12 protein-coding genes and 1 pseudogene are annotated in these 13,335 nt (G+C 64.9%); 7 read left to right on the top strand and 6 right to left on the bottom strand.

All coding sequences use genetic code 11. The features are described 5' to 3' along the window. The first annotated feature begins 8 nt into the window (after positions 1–8). Positions 9–1,226, top strand: coding sequence for an AI-2E family transporter (locus ACX80G_RS01725; RefSeq protein WP_459305350.1), 1,218 nt, complete (start codon positions 9–11; stop codon positions 1,224–1,226). 60 nt (positions 1,227–1,286) lie between these two features. Here the strand turns inward: ACX80G_RS01725 and ACX80G_RS01720 are convergent, their stop codons facing one another. Beyond that, the gene (locus ACX80G_RS01720; protein WP_459305241.1) at positions 1,287–2,819 is read right to left on the bottom strand and encodes a sodium:solute symporter family protein; all 1,533 of its coding nucleotides are present in this window, start codon (positions 2,817–2,819) and stop codon (positions 1,287–1,289) included. 186 nt (positions 2,820–3,005) lie between these two features. On the opposite strand from ACX80G_RS01720, the gene ACX80G_RS01715 reads away from it, so the two are divergent. After that, a complete protein-coding gene (locus ACX80G_RS01715) occupies positions 3,006–3,584 on the top strand; it encodes a helix-turn-helix domain-containing protein (RefSeq protein WP_459305349.1) in 579 nt (192 codons plus the stop codon). 27 nt (positions 3,585–3,611) lie between these two features. Here the strand turns inward: ACX80G_RS01715 and ACX80G_RS01710 are convergent, their stop codons facing one another. Continuing rightward, on the bottom strand, positions 3,612–5,420 hold the full coding sequence (locus ACX80G_RS01710; RefSeq protein ID WP_459305348.1) for an APC family permease: 1,809 nt from the start codon (positions 5,418–5,420) through the stop codon (positions 3,612–3,614). Between the two features lie 353 nt (positions 5,421–5,773). On the opposite strand from ACX80G_RS01710, the gene speB reads away from it, so the two are divergent. From speB to ACX80G_RS01685, 5 genes and pseudogenes are all read left to right on the top strand, one after another. Continuing rightward, complete coding sequence (speB, locus tag ACX80G_RS01705; RefSeq protein WP_459305240.1) at positions 5,774–6,766, top strand: agmatinase; 993 nt, start codon at positions 5,774–5,776, stop codon at positions 6,764–6,766. Continuing rightward, a complete protein-coding gene (locus tag ACX80G_RS01700) occupies positions 6,767–8,437 on the top strand; it encodes a thiamine pyrophosphate-binding protein (RefSeq protein WP_459305239.1) in 1,671 nt (556 codons plus the stop codon). A 58-nt stretch (positions 8,438–8,495) separates the two neighbouring features. Further along, positions 8,496–9,032: a DUF222 domain-containing protein gene (locus ACX80G_RS01695; RefSeq protein WP_459305238.1), complete on the top strand. Its 537-nt coding sequence runs from the start codon at positions 8,496–8,498 to the stop codon at positions 9,030–9,032. Continuing rightward, a pseudogene (locus ACX80G_RS01690) lies at positions 9,019–9,276 on the top strand (HNH endonuclease signature motif containing protein); the annotation flags it as partial. The gene ACX80G_RS01695 and the pseudogene ACX80G_RS01690, both read left to right, overlap by 14 nt. Positions 9,277–9,327: 51 nt before the next feature. Then, on the top strand, positions 9,328–9,480 hold the full coding sequence (locus ACX80G_RS01685; RefSeq protein ID WP_459305356.1) for a hypothetical protein: 153 nt from the start codon (positions 9,328–9,330) through the stop codon (positions 9,478–9,480). Positions 9,481–9,703: 223 nt separating this feature from the next. On the opposite strand, the gene ACX80G_RS01680 is transcribed toward ACX80G_RS01685, so the two are convergent. The 4 genes from ACX80G_RS01680 to ACX80G_RS01665 all read right to left on the bottom strand — a co-directional run bounded on the left by ACX80G_RS01680 (position 9,704) and on the right by ACX80G_RS01665 (position 13,207). After that, entirely contained in the window at positions 9,704–10,831 is a 1,128-nt protein-coding gene (locus ACX80G_RS01680) for an FAD-dependent oxidoreductase (protein ID WP_459305237.1), read from the bottom strand. Beyond that, entirely contained in the window at positions 10,824–11,543 is a 720-nt protein-coding gene (locus ACX80G_RS01675; protein WP_459305236.1) for a class I SAM-dependent methyltransferase, read from the bottom strand. The genes ACX80G_RS01680 and ACX80G_RS01675 overlap by 8 nt, the downstream gene beginning before the upstream one ends. Beyond that, positions 11,544–12,674, bottom strand: a complete 1,131-nt coding sequence (locus tag ACX80G_RS01670) for a type III polyketide synthase (RefSeq protein WP_459305235.1) — start codon at positions 12,672–12,674, stop codon at positions 11,544–11,546. A 62-nt stretch (positions 12,675–12,736) separates the two neighbouring features. Next, positions 12,737–13,207 (bottom strand): SRPBCC domain-containing protein, encoded by a 471-nt coding sequence (locus ACX80G_RS01665; protein WP_459305234.1) that lies wholly within the window; start codon positions 13,205–13,207, stop codon positions 12,737–12,739. Between the last annotated feature and the right edge of the window lie 128 nt (positions 13,208–13,335).

The raw sequence follows: 13,335 nt of genomic DNA, 5'->3' as shown, positions 1-13,335 counted from the left end.
CCAATGAGATGGCCGCGCGCGAAGAGGCACGCCAGGAGGATAAGGCCCGCTCTGATGCTGCCCGGGCCGCGGCGCTGAGCCCGTGGAAGGACTCTCTGGGCCGCAGCAGTACCAGAGCCGCGCAGGTCTTGCTGCTGCTGGTCCTGGCAGTGGTGCTGGTCTTCGGCTTGATCCAGATCCGGCTGGTGGTCATTCCGCTGCTGATAGCCCTAATCCTCGCAGCTGCGATTGGTCCGCTGGTCAACTGGCTGCGGCGCAAAGGGTGGCCCAGTTCGCTCGCCACGGCGTTCTCTTTCCTGGTCCTTCTAGGCGTTCTGGGCGGACTGATCACTGGCATCGTGTTAGCCGTTCGTAACCAGGCGAGCGAACTGGTGGAAAGCGCGACCGCCGGATTCGATCAGCTCTACGAGTTGATCCGCAACGGCCCTCTGCCGATCGATGAGCAGCAGATTCAGGAAGCGCAGACCGCGCTGACTGAGTTCGCGACCAGCAGTACGGTGGGTGCCGGTGCCGTGTCAGGCCTGACCGCAGCCGGCGAGTTCCTGACTGGCGCCGCCCTCATGGTAGTGATCCTGTTCTTCTTCCTGAAAGACGGCGATCGGATCTTCGCCTTCGCCCTCCGGGCGTTCAAGGGCGAGCGCCTGGTCAAGGCCCGCCGGGTCGGCACGCACGGACTAGAAGTGCTGGGCGGCTATGTGCGCGGCACGGCAATCGTGGCTCTCGTTGATTCGTTCTTCATCGGCCTGGCCCTGTTTGTCCTCGGCGTTCCGCTGGCGCTGCCGCTGGCGGCGATTGTCTTCATTGGTGCGTTTATTCCCCTGGTGGGCGCAACGGCCGCTGGCATCCTCGCGGCGCTCGTCGCCCTTGTGGCCAACGGGCCGACGACGGCGCTGATCGTCGTCGTCGTCGTCATCGCGGTGAACCAGCTCGAAGGAAACTTCCTGCAGCCTGTAGTCATGGGCAGGTCCCTGAGCGTCCACGCGCTGGTCATCCTGATTGCCCTGACTGCTGGCACCATCCTCGCCGGCATCGTCGGAGCCATCCTGTCGGTTCCCCTCGCTGCGGTCACCTGGAGCGCCATCAAGTCCTGGACCGGTGAAGAGGATGGTCCGATTTCCCTGGACGATATTGCGCGTGCCGAGCGTGAGACCAAGGCCGACGCCGTCGGCCGCGGTCGCAGCAGCAGGCCCGGCAGGAAGCTTTCTGCCTCGGCGCCCGGCCGTTAGATTAACTTTCGGTGCCGGGGTGCCGGGGTGCGGGGGTGCGGGGGTGCCTGGGTGCGGGGGCTAGCGCGTGGCGGCGACGCCGGGCACCTGGGCGTCGTCGTCATGCGCACCGGCTACCCGACGCTCCCAGGCAGCCATGACCGCCGGATCGGTCCGCTTGGTGATCAGGGAGACGACAATGAAAACAAACGCCGAGGCGCCCAGACCGTAATAGATCGGCTCGTTCGCGTAGATGCCCTCGTACTGGTTCTCGGCATTGACCTCAAGGTAGATCATGGTGCCCAGCGTGAAGACGGTGCCGGCAGCCATCGACGCAGCTGCGGCAACGCCGGTGGCCCGCTTCCAGACCAGGCCGCCCAGGATGGCGATCAGGAGTCCGCCGACCAGGATGGCGTAGGCGATGGTCAGCGCTGCGACCACATCCTGCACCACGACGGCTAGCGCGATCGTCACCAGGCCCAGACCCAGCACCCACCGGCGGTTGGCTGCCACATCGTGCTCGGGATTATCGGCGGCCTCTTCGGTGGAGGTGTCGATGGTGGTCTGCCCGCTGCGGCCGAACCAGCTACTCACGAAGGGGACGACGTCGGCGCGCGCCACGGTGGCGGCGGCGATCAGCGATCCTGAGGCGGTGGACATCATGGCGGCCACGGCGGCGGCGAGGACCAGTCCGCCAATACCGATGGGCAGGACGTTGATGGCAATGTCGGCGTAGACGTCGTCCTGGGACTCGATGTTGGGCAGGATGACGCTGGCCGACATGCCGATGACCGCTCCCGCCACACCGTAGAGGATGCAGTACACGCCGGCTGTGACGCCGCCCCACCGGGCTACCGTCGGCGTCTTCGCTGTGAATACGCGCTGCCAGATGTCCTGCCCAATGAGCAGGCCCAGGGTGTAGACCACGAAGTAGGTGATGATGCTTTGGAGCCCGATGCCGGTGATGCTGAAGAACTCGTCTCCCGCGCGCTCGGAGATGCCGTCGAAACCGCCAGCGTTGATCAGGGCGAAGGGAAGCATCAGCGCAAACACGCCGATGGTTTTGATGATGAACTGAGCCATGTCGGCGAGGGTGATGGACCACATGCCGCCGATGGTCGAGTAGATCAGGACGATCGCCCCGCCGACGGCGATGGACGCCGCGCGGTCCCAGCCGAACAGCACCACGAAGATGGTGGCGTAGGCGCCGGTCGAGGTGGCGCAGAGCATCAGGGTATAGGCCAGCATGACGATGCCCGACGCCTTGGTGGCTTCGGCCCCGTACCGCAGGGTGAGCATCTGGGACACCGTGTAGATCTTCAGTTTCTGTAGGGTGGGCGCAAACAGGAGGCTGAGCAGCAGCACGCCGACGCCGATGGCGACCACCAGCCACATGCCGGAGATGCCGTAGGTGTAGCCGAGGCCGACGCCGCCGACGGTGGACGCGCCGCCGAGCACGACTGCCGCCATGGTGCCGGTATAAAGAAGTGGTCCGAGGCGTCGGCCGGCGACGAGATAGTCGCTGGTGTTCTTGGTGCGGGATTTGCCCCACCAGCCGAAGGCCAGCATGCCCACGAGGTAGATCACCACAATCGTTATATTGATGAATTCCATGGTGCTCCTGAATGAGTGGACGATAAATGGAAAGTAACCTATAGGAAACTTATGTTTCGCTATAGGCTAGTTGTGATCTTCCTAACACGTCAAGTAGGCGGGCAGAAGGTCTACTGGGAAATCCTCGGTATGCTCAGAGTCGATGTTCGCCCGGGGGAGAGCCCTGGTCAGAGAGACGGGACGCCAGTGAAGGCCTTACCTGTAGAACCTAGTAACGCCCCGGTGGCCATCGGGTCACGCATCCGTGCTGCCCGCCAATCCCAGCGGATGACCATTGAGCAGGTCGCCGCTGCAACGTCCCTGACCAAGGGATTCCTTAGCCGGGTTGAGCGGGATCTGACGTCGCCGTCGGTCGCGTCCCTGGTCACGCTGTGCCAGGTGTTGTCAGTATCGATTGGCGATTTGTTCCAGGTGCCGGAAACCCACCTCACCCGACTCGGCGAGGCGCCGCGCATCAGCCTCGGGGGCGAGGGGATCAACGAGCGCCTGATGACCGCCCGCTCGGAGCGCCGGCTGCAAATGATTCGCGCGGTGATCGAACCCAATGGGCGCGGCGAGTCGGAGCTCTACTCGGTGGACTGCGAAGTCGAAACACTCCATGTGGTGGCGGGCAAATTTGTCCTGATCTTCTCGAATGACCGTTACGAGTTGGAGGCTGGAGACACCGTGACGTTCCCCGGCCGCGAGCCGCACACCTGGGTCAACCCCACCAATGAGCAGGCGATTGTGCTCTGGACTCTGGTTCCTGCCGCCTCGGGCGGATGATCTCCGCTTCCGGCAAGGGGCCCGCTGTCAGCCGACGTGCACCCAGGGCCTGCGGGTCACATCGCGCTCCGCTTCCCGGAGGACCTCCCGGGTCACCGGGGCAATCTCTCCCTCGCCCGTGATGAGGAACTTGAACAGATTGGTCAGCGGATGCCCCTCGGTCCAGCGGAAGTAGACGTGCGGCATCAGCCCGGTGATGTCACGAATGTGCAGCATCACCGCGGCGATGGTGGCGGGCACGTTCGAACTGTGGACCTCGAGGATCCGATAGCCATGCCGGGTCACGCCGTGCACCTGCAGGGCGGTCTCGAACTCTGACGAGTCGTCAACAATCACCTCAATGAACAGCGGATTATCGGCGGGGGTCAAATGGCTGACCGTGCAGGCGTGTTCGAGTTTGCGGCGGTAGGCACCCGCCGTGAGACGCTGCGGCTCGTGCGCGATCAGGAGGATGTCGCCGTCGTCGGTCGAGGCGACGAATCGGAGCGCTTCGTCGTCGAGCCGGATCCCGGTGGTTCGCAGTTCAAACGCGCGGCTAAAACGCGACGCAAGCGAGACCACCACGATGCCCAGGATGAACAGACCGGCGATCCGGACGCCGTCGGGCCGCTCCACCATGTTAATGATGGTGGTCAGCGACAGGACCACGGTGACGAGGCCGAAGCCCAGGGTGGCGAGGGTTTGGCTGCGGCGCCGCGCAGAAAGGGTGACCGCCACCGATGCCGAGGTGATGAGCACCAGCACGCCGGTGGCGTATGCGCCGCCCTGGGCCTCGACGTCGGCCTTGAACGCGATCGTGACCAGGAAGGCGACGGCGGTGAAGACGATGACCAGGGGGCGGACAGCCCTGGACCAATTGGGGGCCATCCCGTATCGCGGGAGGTAGCGGGGGACCAGGTTAAGGAGCCCGGTCATCGCTGAGGCGCCGGCGAACCAGAGGATGGCGATCGTGCTGATGTCGTACGCGGTCCCAAAGCCGTCGCCCAGGTATTTGTGCGCCAGATAGGCCAGCGCCCGGCCGTTGGCTTCGCCGCCCTCCTGGAATTCCTCGGCCGGAATCAGGATGGTGGTCGCAATGCTTGACGTGATGAGGAACCCGCTCATGATCAGCGCGGCGGAGGTCAACAGCTTCTTGGCGCCGGCGATGCGGCCTGCCAGGTCTTCTTGCTCACCGCCCGGGTTTCCCTTGATCAAGGGCATGACAACGACGCCGGTCTCGAACCCGGACAGGCCCAGCGCCAGGCGGGGAAAAACCAGCAGTGCCACGACTACCATCATCATGGGGTCGCCATGCTGGGTATTCAGGGCCGTCCACCAGTCCTCGACCAGCGGCGACTGGAGGGCTACCTGCCCGAGAGCCACCACAATCACCACCAGATTCAGTGCCAGGAAGACGGCGACCAGTGCGACGGCGATACCCACTGCTTCACGGAACCCACGGAGGAACACCACCGAGAGCAGAGCCAGGAAGACCAGGGTGATGATGACCTCCTGGCCGTGCATCCAGCCGGGGGCAAATGGGTTTTCGATCAAGTGGGCGCTGGCATCGGCCGCGGAGAGCGTCATGGTGATCAGGAAGCTGGTGGCAGCGAAGCCCAGGAGCACAAGCACCAGCATCTTGCCACTCCAGCGGGGAAGCAGGCGCTCCAGCATAGCGATTGAGCCTTCGCCATTGGGGCTTTCCTCGGCCACACGCTTATACACCGGAAGCGCGCCGAGGAGAGTGACCAGGACCAGGACAATCGTCGCGATGGGGGACAGCACGCCCGCTGCGACGGCGGCGATGGCCGGCTGGTAGCCAAGTGTGGAGAAGTAGTCGACGCCGGTCAGGCACATCACCTTCCACCACGAATGGGTGGCGGTGCTGTTCGACCGCTTCGGCTTCCGTTGGTTCTCGTCGTCCAGCAGCCAATGGCCGAGCCGCCGGGCCCGGCGGGAGGCTTTGATGTTGCGCAGAGTTGTCGTCACGCCTTGACTGTAGGCCCTGCTGAGGACGGAATCGGCGGTATTTATGGATCCTTTACGGAGCAGTTTCGGCCGCTTCCTTGTGGATTCGTCTGCGGCCGGTGTTGACCGAGACGGACATCACAATTAGCCTTACACAAAACAGTTGATGCTTATATGGCAACTTCTGTGTTTACTCTCGACCGATCTGTATGGGCAGCCGCTGCCCCAACCCGGAGGTACCCATGGAACAGCCGCGCGTCACGGCCAATGGAAACGTTGGCCCCATCGACTCCTCACGGATCCCACGCTACGCCGGCGCCGCGACGTTTGCCCGATTGCCGCGGCTCGATGAGGTGGACCGCGCGGATATCGCCGTCGTCGGTGTCCCCTTTGATTCGGGTGTGTCCTACCGACCCGGCGCCCGGTTCGGGGCGAACCACGTCCGCGAGTCCTCACGCCTGCTCCGCCCCTACAACCCGGCCCTGGACATCTCCCCGTTCGAGCGGGTGCAGGTGGCCGACGCCGGTGACATGGCCGTCAATCCCTTCAACATCAATGAAGCGATTGAAACCATCCAGCAGAATGCGCTGGATCTGACGGCCGACGGCGCCAAGCTGGTTACGCTCGGCGGAGACCACACCATTGCGCTGCCGCTGCTCCGCGTGGCGTCCGAACGGGCCGGCGCACCGGTGGCGATGGTGCACTTCGACGCGCACCTCGACACCTGGGACACCTATTTCGGGGCCGAGTACACGCACGGCACCCCCTTCCGCCGCGCGGTGGAGGAGGGCATCCTCGACACTGAGGCGATCTCCCACGTGGGTACCCGCGGGCCGCTGTACGGTGTGAAGGACCTTGAGGATGACCGGCGTTTTGGCTTCGGCATCGTCACCTCCTCCGATGTGTTCAGGCAGGGCGTCGACGAGGTGATCGCCAAGCTCAGGGACAGGATCGGCAACCGCCCGCTGTACATCTCCATCGACATCGACGTTCTCGACCCGGCCCACGCGCCCGGAACGGGAACCCCTGAAGCCGGCGGCATCACCAGCCGGGAGCTTCTGGAAATTCTTCGCGGGATGCGCGGCATGAACCTCATCGGGGCCGACGTCGTCGAGGTGGCCCCCGCGTATGATCATGCGGAGATCACCGGCGTTGCCGCATCGCACGTCGCCTACGACCTGGTCAGTCTGCTGGCCGACCAGGCAACTACCAGCACCCCTGCGGAGGAACGCTAAATGGTTACCAGTGACAGTGTCGCAACAGCACCTCCACAGCCCCTGACCGGAGAGCGTAATGGCGGGGATCTCGTCGTCGAGACGCTCAGCGCCCTCGGGGCGACGACGGTCTTCGGGATTCCCGGGCAGCACGCGTTGGGATTGTTCGATGCACTGTCCCGTTCGGATCTGCGCTTTGTGTCCTCGCGGGTGGAGAACAACTCGGCGTTTGCCGCAGACGGGTTCTCCCGCGCCACCGGGCAGGTCGGTGTGCTGTTCCTGTCCACCGGGCCCGGCGCGCTGACGGCGCTCGCCGGACTGCAGGAGGCCTACGCCACCGGAGTGCCAATGGTGGTGATTGCCAGCCAGATTCCGCTGGAGGGCCTCGGCGCCCGCCGCAAGGGCATGCTGCACCAGCTCGATGACCAGAAGGCCTCGGCGGCCAACGTCACCAAGAGTCAGCGGCTCATCCAGCACGCCTCGGGTATTCCGTCTGCGATCCAGGACGCGTGGACTGAGGCCGTGTCGTCCCCGCAGGGTCCGGTCTGGATCGAGGTGCCACAGAATGTGCTGCTCGATCCGGTGATGGTGCCGCAGGTGGAGGATGCGCTCGCCGACCCGTTCGACAACCCGCCCCGGGTGGAGCTGGTCCGCGAGGCCGTGAAATGGCTGACTGAGTCCAGGCGGCCCGCCATCGTCGCGGGCGGCGGCACCCGTCGCGGCCATGCCGAATCGTGGTTGCTGTCGATTGCCGAGAAGCTCGGCGCGCCGGTGCTCTGCTCACCGGGCGGTAACGGGGCCTTCCCCTGGAACCATGAGCTCTCACTGCAGGCGTGGGTAGAGGACCGCTATGTCACCGAGGTCCTTGAGGACGCCGACGTGGTCCTGGTGATCGGGTCATCCCTCGGCGAGGTGACCAGCAACTACTTCACGCTGGAACCGCGTGGGCGGATCATCCAGATCGACGCCGAACCTCGTGTGCTCGAGTCCAACCGACCTGCCCTGGGCATCCGCGCCGACGCCGGTCAGGCCCTCGCGGCTCTGGACGACGCGCTACCCGTGCTGGCCCGCGATCGCACCGGCGGGTACGACGCCGTAGCGCTGGTCGCTGAGACCCTCGCCAAGGTGCAGGGCCGCCTGGATTCGCAGGATCTGGGCAAGGAACGCACGTTCATGGCTGACATCCGGGCAGCTGCACCCGCCGGGTTGCAGACCTTCTGGGACATGACGATCGCCGCGTATTGGGCTTGGAGCTGCTGGGACGCCAAGGACGGCCAGTTCCATTCCGCCCAGGGTGCCGGCGGCCTCGGTTACGGATTCCCCGGGGCGATTGGCGGCGCCGTCGGGCTGGGAGAACGCGTGCTCGCAGTGTCCGGCGACGGTTCGTCGATGTACTCCATCGCCGAGCTGGCGACCGCGAATCAGCACAACCTGCCGGTCACCTGGCTGATTGTCGACGACGGTGGTTACGGGATCCTGCGCGAATACATGGAGGGCGCGTTCGGGAAGGCTACCGCCACCGAGCTGACCCGCCCCGACTTCGTGAAGCTCGCAGAAGCGTTTGGCGTGCCGGCGGTCAAGGTGGCGCCGGGTGATGTGCGGCAGGCCTTGGAGGACAGTTTCGCGGCGGAGGGGCCCAACGTCGTCGTCGTCGAGACCCTGCTGCGTCTCTTCGCCCCGACTCACCTTTAGTCTCTTCGGCAGGCTCTCGCGCCGGCATGCGTGGGCGGTCGCCGAGGAGACCAGCAGTATGCCCCGCACCGCGACCGACGAGTTTGCCGCCGACTCCGAGAGCAGACTTATCACGCTGGCGGGCCGGACCACGGTGACGAAGTTCTGCCGTCAGGCCGGACGGTTACGCGAGGCGCTGCACCCCGAATCGATTAGCACCCGGCACCAGAAAGCGGTCAGGGAACGCGGAGTCCTCCTCAACCCGGCCTATGACGGGATGGCCTGGCTCGCAGCGTATTTGCCCGTCGAGGATGCCGCGGGAATCTACCACCGGGTGGACACTGCTGCCCGGAACATGCAGGGCCCCGACGAACCCCGCACGCTCACCCAACTCAGGGCTGACGTCCTCATCGACGCCCTCACCGGCGCCGGCCCGGGATCCGTTGGTGAGACTCACCCTGAGAGGGCTACCGGTGATTCCTTTGCCCGATCACAGGCCGAAGCACCCGGCGAGGGCAACCAGTCCGGGGAGGGCAACCAGTTTTGGGGTGTGCAGGCGAAGGTTTTCGTGACGGTCCCGGTGTTGACCCTCATGGGTGGGGATGTGCCCGGGTGAGTTGGAAGGGTACGGGCCAATCGACCCGGACACTGCCCGGAGGCTCGCTGGGCACGCGCCGTCGTTTACGAGGATCCTCACCCACCCGTATACGGGGGCCAGGCTCGGGGCTGATGCGACCACGTACCGGGTCCCCAAAGACCTCCAAGATGCTGTGAGAGTCAGAGACGGGACCTGCCGGCATCCGGGGTGTAACCGGTTGGCGGTGTTCTGCGAACTCGACCACACGATCCCCTGGGCTAGGGGCGGGACGACCAGTTACTCAAATCTGGCAGCGCTCTGTAAACGTCACCATATGTTCAAAACGGAGGGTTTCTGGCACTACACCCAACCCGAACCCGGGACGATCATCGCGATCTCCCCCGCCGGGGAAACCTACACCACCAAACCCAACCCACCACCCACACCACCACCAAAACCGCGACCAGAAACCCCACCACCGTTCTAGGGTGAAGCCCTTCGGAACGGCTCGCCTCCGATGCCCCGTGACCCGGCGCAGCTCTAGTGCACGGCCCAGTGAAAGCCGGACCGGGTCCCACCGCCTAGGTGGGAGGTCTGGCGCGACAAACGGCCGCTAGCCCACCGGATCTCACCATTCGGCGGGAAAAGGGCGGAAAGGGTCTACTCACCGGAAAGGGTCTGCTCGGTGGGTTGGCAGAAGAGACGGTGGGCTACTGCATCGTGAAGGTGCGGGCGATGGCGTCGTGTACGGCTGGTACCGCATTGACCCGTTTGAACACGGCGTTCCGCGCGGACAATACCTGCCGGGGCAGGGGACGCCCCAACGCCATGTTGAGGTGCGCCTGGCGTGCAGCCGTCGCAGCAGCCCGACGACGGCGCGTGTCGAACGCCGCCAGTTCCCGGCCGATGTCTCGCCCGTCAACCAGCGACGCACTGATGATCGGCACCAGCTCGGTGGCATCCAGCCATCCCAGGTTCATCCCTTGCCCGCCGATCGGGCTGACCTGGTGGGCTGCGTCGCCGATCAACACCGTCCGGCCTGCCACGAAGCGTTGTGCCAGCCGCCGCTGCACATCGAACGCACTCAGCATTGAGGTGCTGGCAACGTCCACGTCAACACCGGTCCGCGCGCGGATTAATTCTGCCAGGGCGTGCGGCGTGGGCGAGCGGACTAACGACGGCGTCCGCACCACCCAGCGTCGCACCCCGTCGGGCAGCGGGAAGGACTCGACAATCCCGTCCGACTCCAGATACAGCACCGCGGACGACCGGTCCGTTGACGCGTCGGCGAAGTCGCCCATCAGATAGGTGTCCGGGTACCGTTGCAGCGACGCAGACACGCCGACGCTAGTGCGGACGGTGCTCTTGCCGCCGTCGGCCCCAATCACCAGCTGCGCCTGCAACACGTCCCCGGTCGACGTTGTCACCAGCATCGACCCGCTAGCGTCATGTACGCCAGTCACCGACACTCCCCGGCGGAAGGCGCCGGGCGCGACGGCCGCGAGCCGGGTTTCCAGTACCTGCTCGGTCTGGATCTGGGGTATGGCGAGGACAAACGGGTAGTTGCGCGGCAGCCCGGCGAAGGACAACCGCGTCACTTCTTGCCCAGCGCTGCGGGCCACGCCCTGATGGATGGACACCCCGCGGGTAATCAGGTTCTCCGCGATGCCGGCCTGGGCCAGCGCCTGCAGCGCGGGCGGATGGATACCGATGGCCCGCGATTGGATGCTGCGGGACGTCCGCTGCTCCAGCACCAGCACATCGAGTCCCGCCTGCCGCAGCAGGATCGCGGCGAACAGGCCCACTGGTCCGCCGCCGACCAGGATCACATCATGCATGGGACGCCCGGTGGATCAGTAGGGTGTGGGACGGGAACCGCGCGGTAATTTCCCAGTTTGGCGGTACGGCCGCAGCGAGTTCGGCCGCCGTGAAACTGCGCTTGATCGACGTCAGACCGTCCTGGCGGATCAGCGAGCGGCGGAGCGCGAGGGTTCCCAGGGAGAACAGCAGGTAGCCCAGTCGGCTGCGTTCAATGTCGTTGTGCACAGCGATACCTTGGCATAGCTGCTCGGAGTCGGACAGGAGCCCTCCAAGCTGTCCTGGCGTCAGGTGGTGTAGCAGGTGGTTGGAGGTGACGACGTCGAACCGCTGGCCCTCGGTCACCAGCTCTGCGCTGAACGCCCGCCGGAAGGTGAGTCCCGGCACAGGTGGTTGCGAGGTGGCGAAAGTGTGGGCTCGCTCATCAGGGTCAATGGCGAGGATAGACAGCGGCAGGCCGTCACGCGCCGCCCATCGTGCGAAGGCGCGCGGCATGTCGCCGCCGCCCGATCCGATGTCGAGCAGGGTAGAGGGCCGCGACGCCGATAGCTGAGGACGGATCTGCGTGGACCAGGTGCGCCGCCAGCCGGCAACCGCGGCATTGATCAAACCGAACTGGGCGTACGTCCGGTCCAGCAGCACCGGATCGCAATCCGGTTTGTCCATTTCCTCAACCGCGTCAGCGTCCCGGTGCGCGAGGAAACCATTCTCGCGGTGAGCGAGGAACTGCACTCAGGGACCCACCTTGGTGAACAACGCGGTTTCGACGGTCAGGCCTGGGCCGAACGCCATCGAGCAAATTCGCTCATCCTGCCCCGTGAACGGCTGATCGAGAATGTGCTTCAACACGAACATCACCGTGGCGCTGCTCATGTTGCCGTAGTCGCGCAGCGTCTCCCGGGCGGGCACCAACTGGTCTTCTTTCAGATCCAGCTTGGCCTCTACCTTGTCCAGGATGCTGCGCCCGCCCGGGTGGATCGCCCAGTGTTCAATGTCCTTGTACTGCTTCTCCGCCAGGGACGCGTCGCGGGCCAGGAGAGGCTCCAGCGCCCCCACAATGTGCTCGTCGATGATGTGCGGCACGTAGGTTCCGAGCACCATCTCGAATCCTTCATCGCCGATGTTCCACGCCATGGACTCCTCGCCGACCGGCGTCAGGACCGTCTCGAAGAAGTCGAGGCTCAGGGCCGGAGCCGTAGCGGTGTATTCCCTGGCGCTGATGACGGCTGCGGCCGCTCCGTCGGCGAACAACGACGACCCCACAATGGTGTCCGGATTGTTGGACGACCTGACGTGAAGTGAGCACAACTCGGCGGCCACTACCAGCACGACGGCGTCAGGCTCGGCCTCGCAGAAGGATTTGGCGGCTCGCAGGGCAGGAAACGCGGCGTAGCAGCCCATGAAGCCGAGGTGGTAGCGCTGCGCTGCGGGGCTCAGCCCAAGAGCGCGGACCACTTTGTAGTCCGGCCCGGGATTGAAGAAACCGGTGCAGGAAACGGTAATCACATGGGTAATGTCCAGGGGCCCGATCCCCTCGGCGGCGGCGAGCGCCTTACTGGCCGCCTCGACGAACAGTTTGGTGCCCTCTTCCGCGTAAACCTCGTTGCGGACCTTGGTGCTGGGTGACAGGATGCGTCGTTCCGCCGAATCAAAAAACACGGGATTCTCCGACGGCGCGTCGAGGGTCATCTCCTTCACTGCCGTATACCGGGTCTCAATCCCTGACGAATCAAACGCAGCACCGACCAGGCGTGTCCCCAGCCGGCTCAGGCCGGGTTGGGCGGCGAAGACGTCCCTCACATCGGACTGCACCATGACGGTCTCGGGAACGGCGGTTTCGAGGGACCTCATGATTACTGTCATAGTTCATTCTTAGGGGAGTGAGCCCGTTAAGACAATGCGATCTACTGAGCCGGTGAACAGGATTAGCTGTTACCCGGAGCCGGATACTGGGCGTTGTCGTTCTCGAGGAGGGCCTGCAGATTAGTGAGGATCGGAGACCACTCGGCGCTGACCTTCTCAACGTCGGATGGTGCTGCGAGCCGGTCGTGCACCAGACGGAAAAGCATTCCGCCGCCGCTGATCTTTTCGAGGTCGACGGTGACCCTGCTGGCGGCGTCCTCCCGCGGATCGGTCAGCCCGTCCTCGCCGTCGGGCACTTCGCTGAACGTATACGACAGGCGGGTGGGCTCATCAGCTTCCAGTACCACGCCGTGGTGGGTGACTTCCTCGGAGCTTCCATCGTAGAAGCGGACTGGGGATCCGGGAACCCAACTGGATTCCAGCCGCCGCCCAAACCAGTAGCGTCGCGTTACGTCGCCGTCGGTCAGGGCTTCCCACAGGCGCAACGGGGAGGTGGCAATCTCAGTCTCATGCACAAACGCAGGCTCAGTCATAGCAATAGCGTAGCTCAGCCGGTTACGGTTGACCCAGTGTTCAACCGCGGCCGGGCGCGGTTGAACAGATGCAGTGAGAGGCGCTTGCCACGCGCGATATTGGCTGGGTCACCAAACCCTCGGCCCGC

It is taken from the genome of Arthrobacter glycogeni, from assembly GCF_054510815.1.
This window is presented reverse-complemented; position numbering and strand designations above follow the sequence as displayed.